Annotated in this window: 15 protein-coding genes; 11 read left to right on the forward strand and 4 right to left on the reverse strand. The window is 43.4% G+C overall.

Annotated features, from left to right (window positions below; genetic code table 11):
• Positions 1–21 precede the first annotated feature (21 nt).
• The 4 genes from GKR48_RS06855 (at position 22) to GKR48_RS06870 (ending at position 3,168) form a co-directional block, all read left to right on the forward strand.
• Positions 22–807, forward strand: coding sequence for an SDR family oxidoreductase (locus GKR48_RS06855; protein ID WP_154627535.1), 786 nt, complete (start codon positions 22–24; stop codon positions 805–807).
• A 63-nt stretch (positions 808–870) separates the two neighbouring features.
• Complete coding sequence (locus tag GKR48_RS06860; RefSeq protein WP_154627536.1) at positions 871–1,728, forward strand: co-chaperone YbbN; 858 nt, start codon at positions 871–873, stop codon at positions 1,726–1,728.
• 13 nt (positions 1,729–1,741) lie between these two features.
• Positions 1,742–2,692 (forward strand): SPFH domain-containing protein, encoded by a 951-nt coding sequence (locus GKR48_RS06865; RefSeq protein ID WP_132496720.1) that lies wholly within the window; start codon positions 1,742–1,744, stop codon positions 2,690–2,692.
• Positions 2,689–3,168, forward strand: coding sequence for an NfeD family protein (locus tag GKR48_RS06870; RefSeq protein ID WP_108478322.1), 480 nt, complete (start codon positions 2,689–2,691; stop codon positions 3,166–3,168). The genes GKR48_RS06865 and GKR48_RS06870 overlap by 4 nt, the downstream gene beginning before the upstream one ends.
• Here the strand turns inward: GKR48_RS06870 and cueR are convergent.
• Positions 3,122–3,532, reverse strand: a complete 411-nt coding sequence (gene cueR / locus GKR48_RS06875; protein ID WP_036952159.1) for a Cu(I)-responsive transcriptional regulator — start codon at positions 3,530–3,532, stop codon at positions 3,122–3,124. The two genes, GKR48_RS06870 and cueR, sit on opposite strands and share 47 nt — an antisense overlap.
• A gap of 118 nt (positions 3,533–3,650) precedes the next feature.
• Between cueR and copA the strand changes: the two genes are divergently transcribed.
• The 4 genes from copA to ybaK all read left to right on the forward strand — a co-directional run bounded on the left by copA (position 3,651) and on the right by ybaK (position 8,632).
• Positions 3,651–6,389, forward strand: coding sequence for a copper-exporting P-type ATPase CopA (gene copA, locus GKR48_RS06880; protein WP_154627537.1), 2,739 nt, complete (start codon positions 3,651–3,653; stop codon positions 6,387–6,389).
• A gap of 144 nt (positions 6,390–6,533) precedes the next feature.
• Positions 6,534–7,106, forward strand: a complete 573-nt coding sequence (locus GKR48_RS06885) for an HdeD family acid-resistance protein (protein WP_036952163.1) — start codon at positions 6,534–6,536, stop codon at positions 7,104–7,106.
• Between the two features lie 207 nt (positions 7,107–7,313).
• A complete protein-coding gene (locus GKR48_RS06890) occupies positions 7,314–8,120 on the forward strand; it encodes a TraB/GumN family protein (protein ID WP_154627538.1) in 807 nt (268 codons plus the stop codon).
• A gap of 35 nt (positions 8,121–8,155) precedes the next feature.
• Positions 8,156–8,632 carry a Cys-tRNA(Pro)/Cys-tRNA(Cys) deacylase YbaK gene (ybaK, locus tag GKR48_RS06895; RefSeq protein ID WP_154627539.1) on the forward strand — a complete coding sequence of 159 codons (477 nt, stop codon included), beginning with the start codon at positions 8,156–8,158 and terminating at the stop codon, positions 8,630–8,632.
• A gap of 104 nt (positions 8,633–8,736) precedes the next feature.
• Here the strand turns inward: ybaK and GKR48_RS06900 are convergent, their stop codons facing one another.
• The gene (locus tag GKR48_RS06900) at positions 8,737–9,348 is read right to left on the reverse strand and encodes a hypothetical protein (protein WP_154627540.1); all 612 of its coding nucleotides are present in this window, start codon (positions 9,346–9,348) and stop codon (positions 8,737–8,739) included.
• A gap of 331 nt (positions 9,349–9,679) precedes the next feature.
• On the opposite strand from GKR48_RS06900, the gene GKR48_RS06905 reads away from it, so the two are divergent.
• Complete coding sequence (locus tag GKR48_RS06905; RefSeq protein WP_154627541.1) at positions 9,680–13,537, forward strand: hypothetical protein; 3,858 nt, start codon at positions 9,680–9,682, stop codon at positions 13,535–13,537.
• A 313-nt stretch (positions 13,538–13,850) separates the two neighbouring features.
• Here GKR48_RS06905 and ushA read toward each other — a convergent pair whose 3' ends face one another.
• Positions 13,851–15,521: a bifunctional UDP-sugar hydrolase/5'-nucleotidase UshA gene (ushA, locus tag GKR48_RS06910; protein WP_154627542.1), complete on the reverse strand. Its 1,671-nt coding sequence runs from the start codon at positions 15,519–15,521 to the stop codon at positions 13,851–13,853.
• 268 nt (positions 15,522–15,789) lie between these two features.
• Here ushA and GKR48_RS06915 point away from each other — a divergent pair, with 268 nt between their 5' ends.
• On the forward strand, positions 15,790–17,004 hold the full coding sequence (locus GKR48_RS06915; protein ID WP_154627543.1) for an MFS transporter: 1,215 nt from the start codon (positions 15,790–15,792) through the stop codon (positions 17,002–17,004).
• Positions 17,005–17,300: 296 nt separating this feature from the next.
• A complete protein-coding gene (gene ybaL / locus GKR48_RS06920) occupies positions 17,301–19,049 on the forward strand; it encodes a YbaL family putative K(+) efflux transporter (protein WP_154627544.1) in 1,749 nt (582 codons plus the stop codon).
• A 74-nt stretch (positions 19,050–19,123) separates the two neighbouring features.
• Here ybaL and GKR48_RS06925 read toward each other — a convergent pair whose 3' ends face one another.
• A complete protein-coding gene (locus GKR48_RS06925; protein WP_154627545.1) occupies positions 19,124–19,477 on the reverse strand; it encodes a DUF1937 family protein in 354 nt (117 codons plus the stop codon).
• Positions 19,478–19,482: the final 5 nt, after the last annotated feature.

Raw genomic sequence — 19,482 nt, forward strand, 5'->3', positions numbered from 1 at the left:
TAGCCCAGAGTAGGTAAAGTTATGCAAAAAACGGTATTAGTAACAGGGGCGTCAAGTGGCATAGGGTTGTGCGCTGCGCAGACTTTAAAACAGCGTGGTTATCGCGTGATAGCCACCTGTCGAAAACAGGCTGATATTGAACGATTACAATCACTTGGCTTCGAAACCGTGGCGTTAGATTTAGACGACCCTGCAAGTGTTGAAGCCGCTGCTCAGCAGGTTCTGACTCTCTGTAATGGGAAACTTTTCGGATTATTCAATAATGCCGGATTCGGAGTCTATGGCCCATTGAACACCGTGAGCCGCCAGCAATTGGAATCCCAATTCTCCAGTAATTTTTTCGGAGTTCACCAATTGACCTTCCTGCTACTTCCCGCCATGCTGCCGCACCATGAAGGTCGCATTGTGCAAACTAGCTCTGTAATGGGCATTATTTCGACGCCGGGTCGTGGAGCCTATGCCGCCAGCAAATATGCGCTGGAAGCTTGGTCAGATGCCTTGCGCTTAGAATTACAAGGTTCTGGTATTCACGTCAGCTTAATTGAGCCTGGCCCAATCCACAGTGCCTTTACCCAAAATGTGGCGCAAACGCAGCAAGATAAGCCAGTTAAGAATCCGGGAATTGCCGCAAAATTTACGTTATATCCTGAAGATGTGGTCAAAAAATTGATTTTGGCATTAGAGAGTCCGCGTCCACGTGTACGCTACTCCGTCACATTATTAACGGTTTTTGTGCGTATACTAAAACGTGTATTACCCGATAAGCTGATGGACAAAGTCCTCGCGGGTCAGGGCAAGAAAGATTGAAAAAATAGAACTAAGCCCCCATTTCATTGACATGATTAATAACGAATTTTAAAGAGACTGTTTATGTTAACTAACGCACAAATTATTGATATTAACGAGACCAACCTACACCAGACCATCGAACAATCCATGAACATGCCTGTCATGTTCTACTTTTGGTCACCACGCAGCCCGCAAAGCTTGGAATTCACCAGCATGTTAGAGCGTATTGCTCAAGACTACGCGGGGCTATTTATCCTCGCAAAAGTTAACTGCGATGAAGAACAAATGATTGCCAGCCAGTTTGGCTTAAAAGGCGTTCCGACGGTTTATGTGCTGCAAAATGGTCGCCCAGTTGATGGCTTCGAAGGCCCACAGCCTGAAGAGGCGGTGCTGCAAATACTCTCTCGCGTATTACCAAGCCCTGAAGAGTTAAAAGCAGCGCAAGCTGCTGAATTAGTGGCGGAAGGCAAACTTCAAGAAGCCCTGCCATTACTGAAAGAAGCCAACCAACTTGCGCCTAAAAATAGCGATATCACGTTCTTATTAGCAGAAGTACAAATTGGTCTACATTTAATTGATGATGCCGAAGCCTTGTTAGCAACCGTGCCAATGCAAGATAAAGACAGCCGTTATCAAGGGTTAGTAGCTCAAATCGAATTAACTAAGCAAGCTGCGGATACCCCAGAAATTCAGCAGCTGATTAAAGAATTCAATCAAGATCAAGAAAATACCACGTTAGCCGTTCAACTGGCGTTAAAGCTTCACGAAGTCAATCGTAATGAAGAGGCATTAGACATGCTGCTCACCTTCTTACGCAAAGACTTAAATGCAGGGGATGGCGCAATCAAGAAAACCATGATGGATATCATGTCAGCAATGGGAACAGGTGATGCACTTGCGAGCAAGTTCCGTCGCCAAGTTTATTCATTACTTTACTAGTTAAGGATTACCTATGGATTTGTTCGCGTCTGGTGCGTTACCAGTTGTTATTCTTGTCATTATTGCCGTTGTTATCGTTACCACCTGCGTAAAAACGGTACCACAAGGGTTCCAGTGGACAGTTGAGCGCTTTGGGCGTTATACCCGCACGTTACAGCCGGGGTTACACCTTTTAGTGCCATTTATGGATAAAATTGGTCGCCGTATCAATATGATGGAACAAGTCCTTGATATTCCATCCCAAGAAGTGATCTCCCGTGATAACGCCAACGTGACCATTGATGCGGTCTGCTTTATTCAAGTCATTGATCCCGTGCGTGCTGCGTATGAAGTCAGTAATTTAGAGTTATCCGTTCTGAACCTCATCATGACCAACATCCGTACGGTTCTTGGGGCGATGGAGCTGGATGAAATGCTCTCCCAGCGTGATTCTATCAATGGCCGCTTACTGCACGTGGTGGATGAAGCCACCAACCCATGGGGTGTAAAAATCACCCGTATTGAGATTCGTGATGTCAAACCGCCAAAAGAACTGGTCAGTGCGATGAACGCCCAAATGAAAGCGGAACGAACCAAACGTGCCGATATTCTAGAAGCTGAAGGTATTCGTCAAGCGGCAATCTTGAAAGCGGAAGGTGAGAAACAGTCACAAATTCTGAAAGCGGAAGGAGAACGTCAATCCGCTTTCTTACAAGCAGAAGCGCGTGAGCGTGCGGCTGAAGCGGAAGCCAAAGCGACTCAAATGGTTTCTGAAGCGATAGCAGCCGGTGATATGCAGGCTATCAACTACTTTGTGGCACAAAAATACACTGACGCCCTTACCAGCATTGGCTCCGCGGAAAATAGTAAAGTGATCATGATGCCATTAGAAGCCAGCAACTTAATGGGCGCGATTGGTGGGATCACTGAACTCATTGGCGAAAGCAAAAAAATGGGCGCAAACAAAAAGCAGGCTAAAGAATGATAGAATTTATCAGCACTCAACCCGTCTGGTTTTGGCTATGTCTTGGGGGATTACTGCTGATTGCTGAACTTCTTGGTACAGGTGGCTACCTACTTTGGTCCGGCATTGCCGCCGTCACCGTTGGGGTGCTCACCTTTGCATTGCCATTCCTCAGTTGGGAATGGCAAGGTATCTTATTCGCGGTATTTACCGTCGTTTCTGCGATTTTATGGCGAAAATGGCTCAGCCACCGCAAAGCTAGCCGTGCCGATGATGTCAACCAAATCAGCCACCAGCTGGTTGGTGTCAGGGCACGCTTGCTAACTGATACCGAAGAGGGGTTTAGCCGTGTGCGTCTCGCAGATGGCAGTTGGCGCATATACAGCGACGTCCCATTAAAAGCGGAAGCTGAAGTGGAAGTAACCGCCGTAGACGGAAATACCCTAAAAGTTAAGCCTTACCATGGTGACAACAGCCACGCGCCAGATGATCAATAATCGGGCAGTCTGCCCCTTCATCACCGGGGCAGACATCCACTAATTCTTGTAACGTATCCCGAATAGCCGATAGCTTTAAAATCGTCTGCTGAATTTCATCAATTTTCGCTATCGTCGCACTTTTCACATCCGCACTGTGGCGGCTTGGATTACGAAACAATCCCAGTAATTCCCCGCACTCGTCTAGCGTAAACCCCACATCTTTGGCTTGCTTTAAAAGCATCAGCTCATCGAGATGTCTGGCTTGATAATAGCGATAACTATTATCCCCGCGTTCCGGTGGTGTGATCAGCCCTTTATCTTCATAAAAACGAATTGCTTTAGCAGTCAGACCGGTTTTTTTGGCAATTTCACTAATATTCATAATTCCCCTTGACCTTCCCCTTGTGGGAAGGTTTAACCTTAACTACATAGCGGATTATAGACTGATTTTGTGTACAAATTATAGCCCCCTCATTATGGGATGGCCCGGAGAATCAAAAATGAAAATAATTCTATCCTTACAAGGTTTGAGCTGCATGCATTGCGTCGACTCCGTGACAAAAGCACTGCAAGCACGCCCTGATGTTGAATCAGTCAACGTTACGATTGATTACGCCGTGATTGAAAGCAGCGCTAGCGCCGAATCCCTCATTCAAACCATTGTGGATGCAGGTTATGAAGCCACTGAAGCTACTGTGCCAAATGTAGAATTGCAACTCTCTGGCTTAAACTGCATGAAATGCGCAGGGAAAACCCAGCAAGCATTAGAAGCCATTGAAGGCGTTGCTGCCGCAGTAGTAGACACTCAACTGGCGAAAGTTTATGGCACTGCCTCCGCAGCGGATTTAATCGCGGCGGTTGAAGGCGCTGGATTCCACGCAGAACTTGCCCAAGAAGGTGCTAGCTCCCCAAAAACTGAGCCGCTGAAGACATCAATTGAACAGCCGGAAACGGATTCAGCGGCAGTTTGTGATATTCCGGCACAAGAGTCTGACCTCGGCGAACAACCTGATATTGCCGTGACCGATGACAGTATTCAATTATTACTCGATGGCATGACCTGCGCCAGCTGCGTCAGTAAAGTGCAAAAAGCACTTAATAGTGTACCTGGCGTGGAAAACGCGCGAGTGAACTTAGCGGAACGCAGTGCGTTAGTCACCGGAACTGCGAAGCCCGATGACCTCGTTGAAGCGGTCGTAAAAGCAGGTTATGGCGCGGAAATCATCCAAGATGAAGCGAAGCGCCGTGAACGCCAGCAAGAAGTGGCGCAAGCCAATATGCGTCGCTTCCGTTGGCAATCTGCACTAGCTCTTGCTTTAGGTGTGCCCGTGATGATTTGGGGAATGATCGGCGACAACATGATGTTAAGCGCTGATAACCACAACATTTGGCTCACTATCGGGGTCTTAACGCTGCTGGTGATGATTTTTGCAGGTGGGCATTTTTATCGCAGTGCATGGCAAAGCTTAAAAAATGGCAGCGCCACCATGGATACCTTGGTTGCCTTAGGTACTGGAGCGGCTTGGCTCTACTCCATCGTCGTCAATATTTGGCCTGAACTGTTCCCTGAGCAAGCTCGTCATCTTTATTACGAAGCTAGCGCCATGATCATTGGTCTGATTAACTTAGGTCATGCCCTTGAGCAGCGCGCACGCCAGCGTTCCTCCAAAGCCTTAGAGCGGCTGTTAGATTTAACACCACCAACGGCCCGCGTTGTCACCGAACAAGGGGAGGTCGATATGCCCCTCGCTCAAGTGAAACAAGGCATGGTTTTACGCTTAACCACTGGGGATCGTGTCCCTGTCGATGGCGAAATCATTGAAGGCGAAGTGTGGCTGGATGAAGCGATGCTAACGGGTGAACCTATCCCGCAGCAAAAAAGCCGTGGCGATGCCGTGCACGCAGGAACTGTTGTGCAAGATGGTACCGTGTTATTCCGCGCTGCCGCTGTGGGTAGCCAAACCACGTTAGCGCGTATTATTCACTTAGTCCGCCAAGCGCAAAGCAGTAAACCGCAAATCGGGCAATTAGCGGACCGTATTTCGGCAGTGTTTGTCCCAGTTGTGGTAGCGATTGCAGTGATTTCAGGGGCAATTTGGTATTTCGTGGGCCCAGCTCCGCAAATTACCTACGCGCTGGTTATCACGACCACGGTACTCATTATTGCCTGCCCGTGTGCTTTAGGTCTTGCAACGCCAATGTCAATTATATCCGGTGTCGGTCGCGCTGCGGAGTTTGGGGTATTGGTGCGTGATGCCGATGCCTTACAGCAAGCGAGCGAACTAGATACTATCGTCTTTGACAAAACGGGCACCTTAACGGAAGGCATGCCGCAAGTTACCGACATCCACCTATTTAACGGCTTTAGCGAGTCACAAGCTCTGCAATTTGCGGCGTCCCTCGAAAGTGGTTCTAACCACCCACTAGCTCGAGCAATTGTTAGCCGAGCAAAAGGTCTGGATATTGTTGCCAATCAGCAATTTAGGACTTTGGCTGGATTAGGTGTCACCGCAGTTGTTGAGGGTAAAACCGTTTTACTCGGCAATCAAAAACTGCTGGCTGAAAACCAGATTGATACCCGTGAAATCGATGAAACACTCCATCAACAAGCATCTCTTGGGGTTACGCCGGTGCTATTGGCGGTTGATGGTCAGATTGCAGCACTGCTGTCTATTCGCGATCCATTGCGTGAGGACAGTGTTAGCGCCCTCGCCCGTCTGCACAAACAAGGCTTTCGCTTAGTAATGTTAACCGGAGATAATCCAGTCACAGCCAAAGCAATCGCCAAAGAGGCAGGCATTGACGAAGTGATTGCGGGTGTGATGCCAGACGGAAAATCTGCGGCGATTGAAGCTTTGCAAGCCAAAGGCCATAAAGTGGCAATGGTGGGTGATGGTATCAACGATGCTCCCGCTCTCGCTCGTGCTGATGTCGGGATTGCCATGGGTGGCGGCAGTGATATTGCGATTGAAACTGCGTCAATTACCTTGATGCGCCAGAGCCTACATGGTGTTGCCGATGCAGTGTCTATCTCCAAAGGAACTCTGCGTAACATGAAACAGAACTTGTTTGGGGCCTTCGTGTATAACTCGCTAGGTATTCCGATTGCTGCCGGTATTTTATACCCAATTACTGGTACGTTATTGAACCCTGTTGTGGCAGGAGCAGCCATGGCGCTCTCTTCCATTACCGTCGTCAGCAACGCCAACCGTTTATTACGTTTCAAACCTGAAAAATAGCCGCATCAAGCCACCTTTATTCTTTAAAGGTGGCTTTTCCAACATTTTGACTCAACGCAATAAATCGCCCGAATACCTCAGTGACTTCATCATTCCTGTTCTATAATTAAGTGATTTTAATTATTTTCACTGTTTGAGGGTTCCATGTTAAATATTAATCGCGAAAAACTCACCAACTTAGCCAATGGTGATGTGAAAAAGCAACGTAATATTTTGGCGGTTCTCGCCGTGTTATTACTGCTAGGTGGTATCGCCTGTTTAGCTAATCCGGTTGCCTCTGGTATTGCCGTCAGTGCTATTGTGGGCGTGTTATTAATCTTAAGTGGCGTCGGTGCCATTGTGAGCATCCTGAGCACCACTATCTATACAGGTTGGTCTCGTCTCTTTGGATTTGTCATCGGGATTATTTACTGCATCGTCGGTTATGCTTTTATCAAAGAGCCTTTACAGGGCTTAATCGCCATGGCAATGGTGATTGCAGCGCTGTTTATTATTGGCGGGGTAATGCGCCTATATGCCGGTATCCAGCAAATTAAATCTGCGGGTGGTTGGATGCAGATTATTATCGGGGTTCTGGACTTCTTTATTGCTTACTTATTAATTGGCAATGGTCCGATTACCTCAATTGCGCTGTTAACCGCATTAATCGGTATCGAATTAATTTTCAGTGCGTTTGGTTTATTCTCTCTATTAAGCCTTTTAAAGCGCAAAGACTAATTTGCATAATGGCTCACGTAATATAATAAATAGCGCCTAATGATGAGGCGCTATTTTTTTATCTGCAATTCGTCTGCTTAGTAATAGACATTATTTTAGTAATAGACATTATTTTAGTAATAGACAATATCGTGCGGTGTAATTCGCAAATTCCCACAAGATTGTTTACTCTGTTTGTCTCAGTCGTTAAATCAGGATAAATATCAAATGGGAAAACTACTCGAAAACTTAAAGAGTTGGCTACATCGGGGAGTGGCACCGAATTATCCTTACCCTGCTGTTGATGTTCGCTTACCTAATAATATAAAGCTGCACATTGTTGGCAGTATTCATATGGGAACTGAAAATATGTTTCCCTTATCCGCAACCTTGCTCGATAAAATCAACCACGCAGATGGGCTGATTGTTGAGGCGGATATCACTCAAGCAAACTCCCCTTTTCCAACGTCTACAGCCTTGATAGCACCAATTTCACAGCGATTAACGGACGCCGAATTTTCCCTGTTTTTGCAGTACTGCCAAGAGATACGCCAACCCCCAACTCAATTTGACCACCTTCCCTCTTGGCAAGTCGCCCTGACCATGCAAGCCACCCAAGCGCAGTTATTGGGTTTACGAGGTCACTACGGGATTGACTACCAACTGATCCATAACTCGTTAGCCCAAAATAAGCCCATCATCGAGCTAGAAGGTGTAGACTCCCAAGTGCAATTACTGCTCGATTTACCCGATGATGGTTTGCCATTATTGCAAGATACCTTAATCCATTGGCGTGCCAATGCCCGCTCCTTGCAAACCATGATCAGCTGGTGGCTGGATTTTCAACCGGAAAATTGCGTTACATTACCCAATACCTTTAGCGAAGGGGTTTATAATGTGCTGATGACCCAGCGTAATCAGGAATGGGCGAGCAAGCTGAAAACCTTGCCTACGGGCAATTATGTTGTCGCCGTGGGGGCGCTGCATTTATTTGGTGAACAGAGCTTAATTGATTATTTACGAAACGATAATTGATAAAACCCAGTCATGAAAAAAGAAAAGGAATAATTATGACTCCGGCAGTTAAATTACTGGAAAAACAAAAGATTAAATTCACGCTACACCCCTATGATCACGATCCTAATGAGAGTAATTTTGGTGATGAAGCCGTCCAAAAATTAGGCTTAAATGCCAAGCAAGTCTTCAAAACCTTATTAGTCGCGCTTAATGGCGATCAAAAAACCTTAGCCGTGGCTGTCACTCCAGTCTCTGGGCAGCTCGATCTCAAATCTGTCGCCAAGGTATTTAAAGTCAAAAAAGTCGAAATGGCCGACCCGCAAATTGCCCAAAAAACTACGGGGTATTTGCTGGGTGGGATCAGCCCATTAGGTCAGAAAAAACGCCTTCCGACCGTAATTGATAGCCAAGCCCAAGAATTTACAACTATGTTTATTTCCGGCGGCAAGCGTGGTTTGGATTTAGAACTCGCCCCAAGCGATCTGGCAAGTGTACTAAATGCCAGCTTTGCGGATATTAAGAAGGCTTAATTTCTCACTTCAGTGTATTAGTGAATACTCGCTAAACACTTTATTGTCAAAAAACTTATTGGCAGAAACTATTCATTTTCTGCCAATTTCATCTACGTATTTATCTATATTGAAAGTAACCTAGAAAGTGCAGGTACCAATAACTTGTCATCATAAGTAAAGTGAACTTGATACCATTGTGAACTACTTGGCGATACTAATGTTTCAATAACTTGCTTACCCTGCTTGATAAAAACTATATTTTTTATTGTGCTAAAAAGTGAATAGCATAAAAAAAGAACAATAAGAGCTAACAGAATAATAGATGTAATTTTAATACCCAATATTGCTGAGCCATGACTAGATATGTATTGATAAATAAGCAATACAATAAAAAATAGCTGAATCATACCTTTAGCCATAAAACGCCATAAAAAAAAGTTAACTGCATCTTTTTCAATAGCAAAGCTTGGGTTTTTAAGCTCTTTTCGTGCTTCTTTGACGGGTATCCCATTGATATAGACTAACCAGTTTGCAATGTCAGAATCTTTCAAGATGAGATACTTTTCTTTCATCGAATGAATATTTAAAGAAACAAAAAGCTGCCAAGCAATACCCATGAATAATAGGTAAAAAGCAAAGGCATTCATATCCAAGAAACCAAGAACGAATGCACATAACACCAAGAAAGCAATTTGCCCTGAATATAACCAAAAAGGAACAACTTGGTAGTTCATAATTATCCTCGAAAAGCTAAGTAAAACAGCAAGAATTCATCCACAATGATAAAATCACTTAAAATACAAACTCCCTAATTTAAAAATAATAAAGTATCCAATGAAATTCATCGAGTGCTTTATTTCTAAAACTACTGTCCACTCCCCATTAATTGAGACACGCCAACTTAGAGTTTTCTAACTATCTACGATAAACCTTGATTTAATCTTTGATAAACTCAATTCAGGTTGTCATTCCATACCCTATAGCATGCACTATTAGTCCAACTTGATATAATAGTTTCACTTACGGCGATTTAATCGCCAATATTTTCCTTGAAAAGACTAAAACATGGCCATTTTTGATATTGAAAAAGATGAATTACTCGGGCTATCTGATGTTCAGTTAGAAGAACTAATCGCTCGTCTTTCTGAGGCAGAGGTAGCAGCACATGGTCATAGCCCCGCTAGGGTAAATTGGTCTGGCTCAATCAATGCTCCAGATGATGGCATTGATGTTCATGTTAATGTTCCTGTAGCGCAATTAACTACAGGGTTTCTTGAAAGACCGAATACGATCCTTCAATCAAAAAAACACTCAATGCCAAAAATGGCTATTACAAAAGAGATGGTTACTGGTGGGAAACTGTCATCAACGATTTCTTTATTAGCTGCACAAGGAGGAAGTTATATTATTGTCAGCTTAGCTGATGATTGCTCTCCTCCAATGCTAAAAGACCGTATTGAAGCCATGCAGGATGCAGTGAATAGAGACCCTAATGGCAGTAATTTGCATTTAAGCTTCTATGACCGTTCTAAGCTAACTCAGTGGGTACGCCAACATCCGTCAGTGATGTTATGGGTGAAAAGGAAGTTGGGTCGAGGATACTCTGGCTGGCAGCCGTATGGGGCATGGAGCAATCCACCGCAAGGAGCGGTAGATACTATAATTTTCGCACAAGGTGTGAAGATCTCATTGCCATCAGGAAAAGGTCAGAATCTTAGTATTGAAGATGCAATCGGACCGATGAGAGACCTTGTACGAACGACTAATAAAGCAATTCGTATTACTGGGTTATCTGGGGTAGGAAAAACGCGTATCGTACAGGCGCTTTTTGATGAAACTGTAAATACAGTTGGAACAGATGCTCTTGATAGAACAATTGCTGTTTATGTTGATACTGGTGCTAAACCAGAGCCGTCGGCTACAGTCATGTTGGAGAGGCTTATTTCTGAAAACCGACATTCAATTATGATCCTTGATAATTGTCCATCAGACCTCCATGCAGACTTGGCTAAAAGGGTTTCTACTGCATGTGACAATGTAAAACTCATTACTATTGAGTACGATATTAGGGATGATAAGCCACAGACCACAGAGGTAATTCACATAGAGACAGTTGGACCGGAAGTCGCTGAAAAATTACTGCTTCGTCGTTTTCCTAATATAGGCCAGAATAATGCTCGTAGGATAGCAGAGTTCGCCGATGGTAATGCAAGGATCTCTTTGGCAATTGCTGAGAGGGTGGAAGAGGGGGAAAGTTTGGCTCAACTATCCGACGCTCAATTGTTTAACCGTTTATTCGATCAGCGTAATCACCAGAATGACGATTTAAAGGAGCAAGCGGAAATATTATCTTTAGTATATTCATTTTCGATTTCTGATCCCGATGTAGGGGAAAGTGAATTAGAAGTATTGAGCTCTCTTTCTGGGTATTCTAAAAACCAATTATTCCGCACAGTCAAAAAATTAATAGATAGGCATATTGTACAAAAAAGAGCTCATTGGCGAGCTATTTTACCTCATGCTATTGCGAACAGATTAGCATCATCAGCACTTGATAGCATCCCCACCGAACAGCTTAGGGCAACCTTTGAAGCATCGAACAATCAACGTTTATTAATGTCATTTGCTCATCGGTTAGGATTGTTACATGACCATTCTGTAGCCATCGAGATTGTTGAAGGTTGGTTACAACCTGAAGGACTGTTAGGGAAAATTTTAGAGCTAGATGATTCGCAAATAAGAATGTTGGAATATATCGCTCCGGTGGCACCTGATGCGTTATTAAACCGAATTCAGATAGTACTCACTAGCTCTAATTTCAACGAGTTAACGCACTACGACCCCCGCCGAACAACGACTCTCAAACTATTACAAGCATTAGCATATGAGCCTAGAAACTTTGAGCTATGTGCTAAGTTATTAATTAGCATTGCTGATGATGAAAAAGAAAGTAGTAACCACGATGATGCAAGACAGAAGCTCACTAAATTCTTCCAGCCGTATTTATCAGGCACTCACGCTTCAATAGAACAACGTATTAAGATTCTAAATGAATGTCTTATTTCAGATACCATTGCTCGTAGATCTTTAGGGCTAAAAATGCTTTCTACAGCTCTCAACGGTGGGCTTTGGTCAGGAATTGGGTTGTATGAGTTTGGGGCTAAGCCAAGAGATTTTGGATTTGAACCTAACTACAATGAACTGATTGACTGGCGTCATGCTTTTATTAATGTTGCATTACAATTAGGAAATTCGAATGATCTAGAATTGAAAAATAGTGCCCGGCAGATTCTAGCGAATCAATTTAGAGGGATGTGGCATCAAGAAGCGATGAGAGAAATACTTGTCGATGCAGCTCGTAAGTTACATGCTCATACCCCTTGGAGTGAAGGTTGGAAGGCGATTCGTTCAGTTATTTATTTTAATTACTCTAAGAGCCAAGATAGTCAAAATTTAAAACAGATACCAAATAACCTCGTGGTCTTAGAGAAAGAGTTAGAACCTAATAACTTGATTTCAAAAATAATAACTTTTGTCTTAAGTGGGGGAAGGAATTATTGGGCTCTTGATAATGACTTTAATCATAATGCTGGCGATAAATATACAGACGCTCAAAAACGGCTTGAAGCTAATGCTCAACGACTAGGTAAAATTTTTGCTATTTCAAATCATAAGCTCTATGAGCTAGGTTCTAATTTGTTTTCTTCAGAATGGATGCCTTATCGAGCTGCGTTTGGGAAAGGGTTAGCTAAAGGAACTTGCGACCAGAAAATCTATTGGCAGAATCTTGTTGATGAGTTGAAAAAATATCCCGAAATTAATACAGATTTCTCAGTTTTTAAGGGATTTATTGAAGAAGTTGATTCTATAAATAGGGAATTAGCGCAGGAGATACTGGATCAATGTGCACAACATAGTGAGCTTAAAAAGGTATTGGTCGATTTACATCCCTGGAAAGAATTCACTATAAATGATTTTAATCGCTGCATCGCAATTTTAGATGATTCAGATATTAACCCATTCATGTACGGAGCAATCTTGTGGGCGGCTAAATATGCTGATTTACCTAGGGAGTGCATTCTTGACCTTACTTCAAGGCTTTTAAGCAAGCCAAACGGCGATGATGTAGTTCTAGAAGGCCTTAGCATGAGGTTACATGACAAAGACGAATCAATCGATATTCTTGGCGCTGAATTTAGATTACTGGGCCTAAAAGCTGGAATATCACGACTTAAGAGGAATGATAATGATTCTGGTAGTATGAGCGATTATAACATGGAGCGTGTGATTAATGCTGCTTTACGTTTTGATGGTAACGAACCAGAAAAACTAGAGTGGTTAGATACCATTTTTGATGTTATTGACAACAGCTATGGCTACCTTTATTCATTTGAAACTGTTATTGAAAAGACTGTTTCATTGATGCCGGAAGAATTTCTTTGTCGTATTTTTGAGGGGACAGATAGGCAAAAACAGTCACGATTATATTTTATCCGTAGTAATGATAGGAATGGATCTGCTCTTGAAAAAATAGATAAGGATTTACTGCTTGAGTGGTGCCGTACCAAAAATGATAGCAGCATATTTGCGGCTGTAGCGACAGGTATAAACCTTTGGGTAAAAGATGAGACTACATCAGCAACGATCTTGTCTGAGGTGGCAACTAAATTATTAGAACTAGCACCTGAACCAAAGGTTGTTTTAGAGGCATTTGCAGAGTGTACGACTCCTTCTTGTTGGTCTGGTAGTCTGGCTAATATAATGCAATGTAGAGCAGATGCAATTAGCCAGCTAATTACCCATAAGCGTACCGACATTTCTATAGCTGCAAAGTCGGTAAATGAAAAACTGACTCGCTGTATAGAGAATGAAAGAGTCCATGAACGTAAGGATACTGAAGGACGTGAACAGCGATTTGAGTGAATGTAATTATTACAAATTGTTAGTTGGATTTTCTAAGATACATTTACGACAGCCGTTTGTGGCGATGATTTTTATAATAAAAATAAGAAATAGTGATCGATATGTTAGCTAAACAGATCAGCCAAACAAAAACTGGGATCTTTTTTCTTTGCTTGGTACAAGCCTTCCCTGTTTAGGTCTCATTGAACCCACCGGAGATAAAAAGTCATCAGTAAGCAGAAAAATAAAGCACTCGATAATTTTCATTGAGTGCTTTATATCTAAAACCAAGATTTCGATGTTTTTAATTACCGATTCCAGTCACTAGTCCGGATTATTTATTTTTATAAACAATCTCGCCTTTTGGCTCGTAATCAGCAGCTTTTAATGGGGAATGTTTCTCAATATAGCCTTTGAGCACTTCCGCATCCACAAAGCCAGTGTTCACGTAGTTTGGATGAGTATCGATAGCTGGATAACCATCGCCGCCAATCGCGTTAAAGTTTAATGTCGCCATACGGTAAGTTTTGTTCTTATCGACTGGTTTGCCATCAATCTTCACGTCGCTGATTGTGCCATCCGCATTCAGAGTCAGGCTCACATTATAGAACTGACCGTAAGCACCAGAATCAGGTTTCATGTTAGCGACCGCTTGCAGGTACGGCAGAACTTCTTCGCCTTTAAAGTCCACATACACTAATTCGTTAGCAAATGGCTGAACTTTCAGGACATCTTTATAGGTGATATCGCCGCTTTCGATGGAATCACGCACGCCACCGCCACTCATGATGGCAAAATCCGCCCCTGCACGCTCTTTTTGAGCTGCCAGCAGTAAGTGCCCCATATTGGTTTGCTCAAAGCGCACTTTATTACGGTCGCCCATCAGCTTGCCTTCCACTGAACCGACTTTCACGCCTAATTGCTGGTCACCTTTATCTTGATAAGGGGTTAGCAATTTTGTCATTTCAGGGTTATGTGCAATTTCCTGTGTGTAGTAGACGTAATCCGATGAACCGTCGTCTTTCTTCACTTTTTTCTTCAGGTTAATTGGGATCAGCTGATAGTGTTTTAAAGTGAATTTACCGTTTTTGAACTCAAAGTCGGCACGACCCACATATTTACCCCACTCATGAGCTTGGACAATCCAAGTGCCATTTTGGTTGTCTGGCGCACACGGCGTTCCCGGCACATAGTCTTCTTGTTTGTAGTTTTTATTCTCTTGAGACATACAAACAGGGTCTTGTGAGTGACCACCCACTATCATATCTAAGTAGCCAGCAGGTAAACTGCGCGCCATTTCAACATCACCCGGTGCGTTAGAGCCATGTTTGCCGTCATCGTAATGCCCCATATGGGTTGCTGCGATAATAATGTCCGGTTTCTCAGTTGCGCGTAACTCTTCCACCACTTTTTTAGCTTCAGCGGCAGGAACACGGAATTCAACATCAGGGAAGTTTGCCGGATTACCGATTTTTGCCGTGTCATCTGTGGTTAAACCCAGAACTGCAATTTTCACGCCTTGCTTATCAAAAACCTGATAAGGCTTAAACAGACGTTTACCTGTGCTGGTTTGATAAATGTTGGCAGATAAGAATGGGAATGTTGCCCATTTTTCTTGCTGCTTCAGAACTTCTAGCGGGTTATCAAATTCGTGGTTACCAAGCGCCATTGCATCGTAGCCCACTAAATTCATCCCTTTAAAATCAGGCTCAGCATCTTGTAAGTCAGACTCTGGTACACCCGTATTAATATCCCCACCCGAGAGTAATAAAACACTGCCGCCTTGCTTCGCAACTTCGTCACGAATTTCATCAACCACAGTTTTTTGTGCCGCTAAGCCATACTCACCTTTTTCATTGTGCCAAAAATGGCCATGGTGATCGTTAGTATGCAAAATAGTGATGTTGTAGGTTTTATCTTTTTCCCACGCATTTGCCATCGCTGCGGGTAGCAGCACTAACGAGACAGTTAATGCGCATGCGGATGCCTTAAATGTCAGTTTCATACATTCTCCCTGCTGGTATAGAAATCTCTACCGATTACGTAGTTTGTTATGAGGTAATAAGCCATGTGTTAATAGACTCAGTCTTATAGCATAAAAATGACGGCAAGATCTGAGTGGCTATGCACAAACAGAACGCTGTTACAAAGAAATGAGATCTGGATCGACTAATATTTTCCATCAATTTACCTATGCCACTCATATTGCCATTTAAATAATTTCTATATTAGTTATATTGGTTACAATTACGCAACAAACTAAAGTGACGATGATGAGCGAGCAAACAGCAGCGAATGGCGGCGCCAAACCCGCCAATAAAACGGGAAAAACCGTTTTCAGTATTTTGACGGCAATCAGTGTCTCCCACTTACTAAATGACATGATCCAGTCGCTAATATTAGCGATTTATCCCCTATTACAATCTGATTTTTCCCTAAGCTTCGCTCAAATTGGTATGATCACCCTCACTTACCAAGTCACGGCATCACTTTTACAGCCGATTATTGGCTATTACACAGATAAACACCCACAACCCTACTCTTTACCGATAGGCATGAGCTTTACCTTGTCGGGCTTACTGTTATTAGCAATGGCAGAAACCTTCCCAACCATATTGATTGCCGCTGCGTTAGTGGGTACAGGCTCTTCTGTCTTCCACCCCGAATCGTCAAGAGTCGCGAGGATGGCATCCGGTGGACGCCATGGTTTAGCTCAATCCTTTTTCCAAGTGGGTGGCAACCTCGGCGCATCATTAGGTCCTCTACTCGCGGCACTGATTATTGAACCTTATGGCAAAGGCAACATCGGCTGGTTCTCGTTCGCAGCACTACTCGCCATTATTATTCTTTTGCAAGTTAGCAGTTGGTATAAACAGCAGCATCGCGCAGCAAAGAAAAAACCCGTTATTCACGGAGAAATTAAAGTACTGCCTCGCAAAGTGGTGATTGGCTCTCTCAGCGTTTTATTAGTTTTAATTTTCTCAAAATATTTCTATTTAGCGAGTATTAGCAGCTACTACACTTTCTATTTAATCGATAAGTTTGGTGTTTCGGTACAAAACGCCCAAATTCACTTGTTTGTATTTTTATTCGCCGTTGCGGCGGGTACCATGATTGGTGGCCCTATTGGCGATAAAATTGGACGCAAGTATGTTATCTGGTTTTCTATCCTTGGCGTTGCCCCATTTACGTTGATTTTACCTCACGCGTCACTCTTCTGGACCGGCGTCCTGACAGTGATCATCGGGATGATTTTAGCTTCAGCATTCTCGGCTATTCTGGTGTACGCACAAGAATTGATCCCAGGTAAAACGGGGATGGTTTCAGGGCTATTTTTTGGTTTAGCCTTTGGTATGGGAGGCGTTGGTGCTGCTGTCTTGGGTCATATTGCAGACCAAACCAGTATTGAGCAAGTTTATCAATATTGTGCCTTTCTACCATTATTGGGTATCTTTACTGTGTTGTTACCAAATATAAACAATAAATAGCCTTATTACCTTATTTTATCCATACTTATATTTTTATAAGTATGGATAACACTTCCTTTATTTTACAAAAGACTTCCATAAAAACGACTAAAATAAAAAGCTTGTAACGATTTAGCCCTATCAGCTCGATTTTTTTTTAGAAACCAGCCAATTTTTTAAAGAAATTTGTTTTCAAAACCGCTAAAATAGATGAACACGCAATTTGTATTTCAAAATGGTGATTAACGTCATCAACATTTTGAAAGCCAAAGGCATGTACCCACCTTTCTATTCATAAACAAACCAGAGGAGACTTAATGGAGCATTCAACGCCCTTAATTACAACCATTGTTGGTGGTCTCGCCCTTGCATATATATTAGGCATGCTCGCGCAGCGCTTAAAAATTTCGCCACTTGTCGGTTATCTTGCCGCGGGTGTGTTAGCGGGTCCTTTTACCCCCGGCTTTGTTGCAGACACCACCCTAGCCCCTGAACTCGCTGAAATTGGGGTTATTCTTTTGATGTTTGGTGTTGGTCTACATTTCTCATTAAAAGATTTATTAGCCGTAAAATCGATTGCCATCCCCGGCGCCATCGCTCAAATAGCCGTCGCGACTTTATTAGGCCTTGGCTTATCGATGTTATTCGGTTGGGGCGTATTTACGGGAATTGTCTTCGGTCTGTGTCTCTCAACCGCCAGTACCGTTGTATTACTACGCGCACTTGAAGAGCGACAACTGATTGAAAGCCAACGCGGGCAAATCGCTATTGGCTGGCTGATCGTTGAAGACTTAGCCATGGTTCTCGCCTTGGTACTGTTACCTGCTGCCGCAGGGATCATGGATAGCAATGAAGCCAGTTTTGGCGAATTAGCCATGAGCCTTGGATGGACAATAGGTAAAGTCATTGCCTTTATTGTCATTATGATTGTCATCGGGCGAAAAGTTATCCCATGGATTTTATCTCGCACGGCATCAACAGGTTCCCGTGAACTGTTTACGCTTGCGGTTTTAGCGCTTGCATTAGGTATCGCCTATGCTGCTGTCGCGATTTTTGACGCTTCCTTCGCACTAGGTGCATTCTTCGCAGGCATGGTGCTAAATGAATCAGAGCTGAGCCATCGTGCGGCTCAGGATACTTTACCGTTACGTGATGCATTTGCGGTACTGTTCTTCGTGTCTGTCGGGATGTTATTCGACCCAGAGGTTCTCATTGAGCAACCGTTAGGGATCCTCGCTGTTCTCGGTATCATTATCATTGGTAAATCCGCCGCCGCGCTGGTACTCGTACGAATGTTTGGGCACTCACGCCGTACCGCATTAACCATTTCTGTCAGTTTGGCACAAATTGGTGAGTTTGCCTTTATTTTGGCCGGTATGGGTCTAGCACTCGGAGTCATGGATAAAGACGCGCAAAACTTGGTATTAGCCGGTGCGATTGTCTCTATCATGTTAAACCCAGTGTTATTCAGCCTATTGGATAAATATCTGGAAAAAACCGAGACCATCGAAGAACAGCTTCTGGAAGAAACACTGGAAGAAGAGACTCAGATCCCTGTGGATATTTGTGGTCATGCAGTGATAGTTGGTTACGGTCGTGTTGGCGGCATGCTGGCTGATAAACTGCGTCGTCGTGAAATCCCATTGGTGATGATTGAAGATACCCGTGCACGCTTTGAAGAGCTGGCTGAAAATGGTTTCTGTGCCATCTTAGGTAATGGTGCAAGTAAAGATATCCTAAGTCTGGCCCGCATTGAATGTGCAAAATCCCTGTTACTGACCATTCCAAACGGTTATGAAGCAGGTGAAATTGTGGCTACCGCCAAAGAGCTGAACCCGAATATCACCGTGGTCGTACGCGCCCACTATGATGATGAAGTCAGCTTTATTAGAGAGCGCGGTGCAGACCACATTATTATTGGTGAACATGAGATTGCAAAATCTATCACCACGTTAATGTGCAATGATGTGGCCGAATTTGGTTGCTCTATCCCGGATGATAAGGATAAAGATAATCACAACTCAGAGGGTAAAAATTTGGATGAATATCTAAAACCGAGCCACTAAGTTCATTATCAATTAAGTTTATTTTTAATTGAAAACAAAAAAGCCGTAACTGATTAACGTTACGGCTTTTTTTATTATGAATTCAGCATTTGTTCCGCAAATTCACTGTCCGTCCACACGGGTAAACCTTTATCTTTGAAGAATTGAATTTCTGCGGCAACACCACTGCTTTTTTCCCATCCCGCCAGCGTCAGAACAATCAAACCATCACAGCGCTTTAAAAACGCCATATCAATCTCTGACCATGCCACTTTTTGCCCTTGAGAGGCTAAGTACTGGTTGATTGGATGAGTCATAGTAATTTGACTATAAGTTGCAATTCCTTTAAGCGCTAATTCCGCGGCATATTGGGTACAAGCTTGGAAACGCATTTCCACAACATTACTATCAGAATCAGAGTATGGGCACGCAATAAAATAGAGTTTCATTTTAA

The organism is Providencia sp. wls1943, assembly GCF_009706275.1.
GTDB lineage: Bacteria > Pseudomonadota > Gammaproteobacteria > Enterobacterales > Enterobacteriaceae > Providencia > Providencia zhijiangensis.

Excerpts from the sequence above, each read along its gene's own strand:
- GKR48_RS06855 (WP_154627535.1), top strand. The coding sequence starts at position 22 with ATGCAAAAAACGGTATTAGTAACAGGGGCGTCAAGTGGCATAGGGTTG.
- GKR48_RS06860 (WP_154627536.1), top strand. The coding sequence starts at position 871 with ATGTTAACTAACGCACAAATTATTGATATTAACGAGACCAACCTACAC.
- GKR48_RS06865 (WP_132496720.1), top strand. The coding sequence starts at position 1,742 with ATGGATTTGTTCGCGTCTGGTGCGTTACCAGTTGTTATTCTTGTCATT.
- GKR48_RS06870 (WP_108478322.1), top strand. The coding sequence starts at position 2,689 with ATGATAGAATTTATCAGCACTCAACCCGTCTGGTTTTGGCTATGTCTT.
- cueR (WP_036952159.1), bottom strand. The coding sequence starts at position 3,532 with ATGAATATTAGTGAAATTGCCAAAAAAACCGGTCTGACTGCTAAAGCA.
- copA (WP_154627537.1), top strand. The coding sequence starts at position 3,651 with ATGAAAATAATTCTATCCTTACAAGGTTTGAGCTGCATGCATTGCGTC.
- GKR48_RS06885 (WP_036952163.1), top strand. The coding sequence starts at position 6,534 with ATGTTAAATATTAATCGCGAAAAACTCACCAACTTAGCCAATGGTGAT.
- GKR48_RS06890 (WP_154627538.1), top strand. The coding sequence starts at position 7,314 with ATGGGAAAACTACTCGAAAACTTAAAGAGTTGGCTACATCGGGGAGTG.
- ybaK (WP_154627539.1), top strand. The coding sequence starts at position 8,156 with ATGACTCCGGCAGTTAAATTACTGGAAAAACAAAAGATTAAATTCACG.
- GKR48_RS06900 (WP_154627540.1), bottom strand. The coding sequence starts at position 9,348 with ATGAACTACCAAGTTGTTCCTTTTTGGTTATATTCAGGGCAAATTGCT.
- GKR48_RS06905 (WP_154627541.1), top strand. The coding sequence starts at position 9,680 with ATGGCCATTTTTGATATTGAAAAAGATGAATTACTCGGGCTATCTGAT.
- ushA (WP_154627542.1), bottom strand. The coding sequence starts at position 15,521 with ATGAAACTGACATTTAAGGCATCCGCATGCGCATTAACTGTCTCGTTA.
- GKR48_RS06915 (WP_154627543.1), top strand. The coding sequence starts at position 15,790 with ATGAGCGAGCAAACAGCAGCGAATGGCGGCGCCAAACCCGCCAATAAA.
- ybaL (WP_154627544.1), top strand. The coding sequence starts at position 17,301 with ATGGAGCATTCAACGCCCTTAATTACAACCATTGTTGGTGGTCTCGCC.
- GKR48_RS06925 (WP_154627545.1), bottom strand. The coding sequence starts at position 19,477 with ATGAAACTCTATTTTATTGCGTGCCCATACTCTGATTCTGATAGTAAT.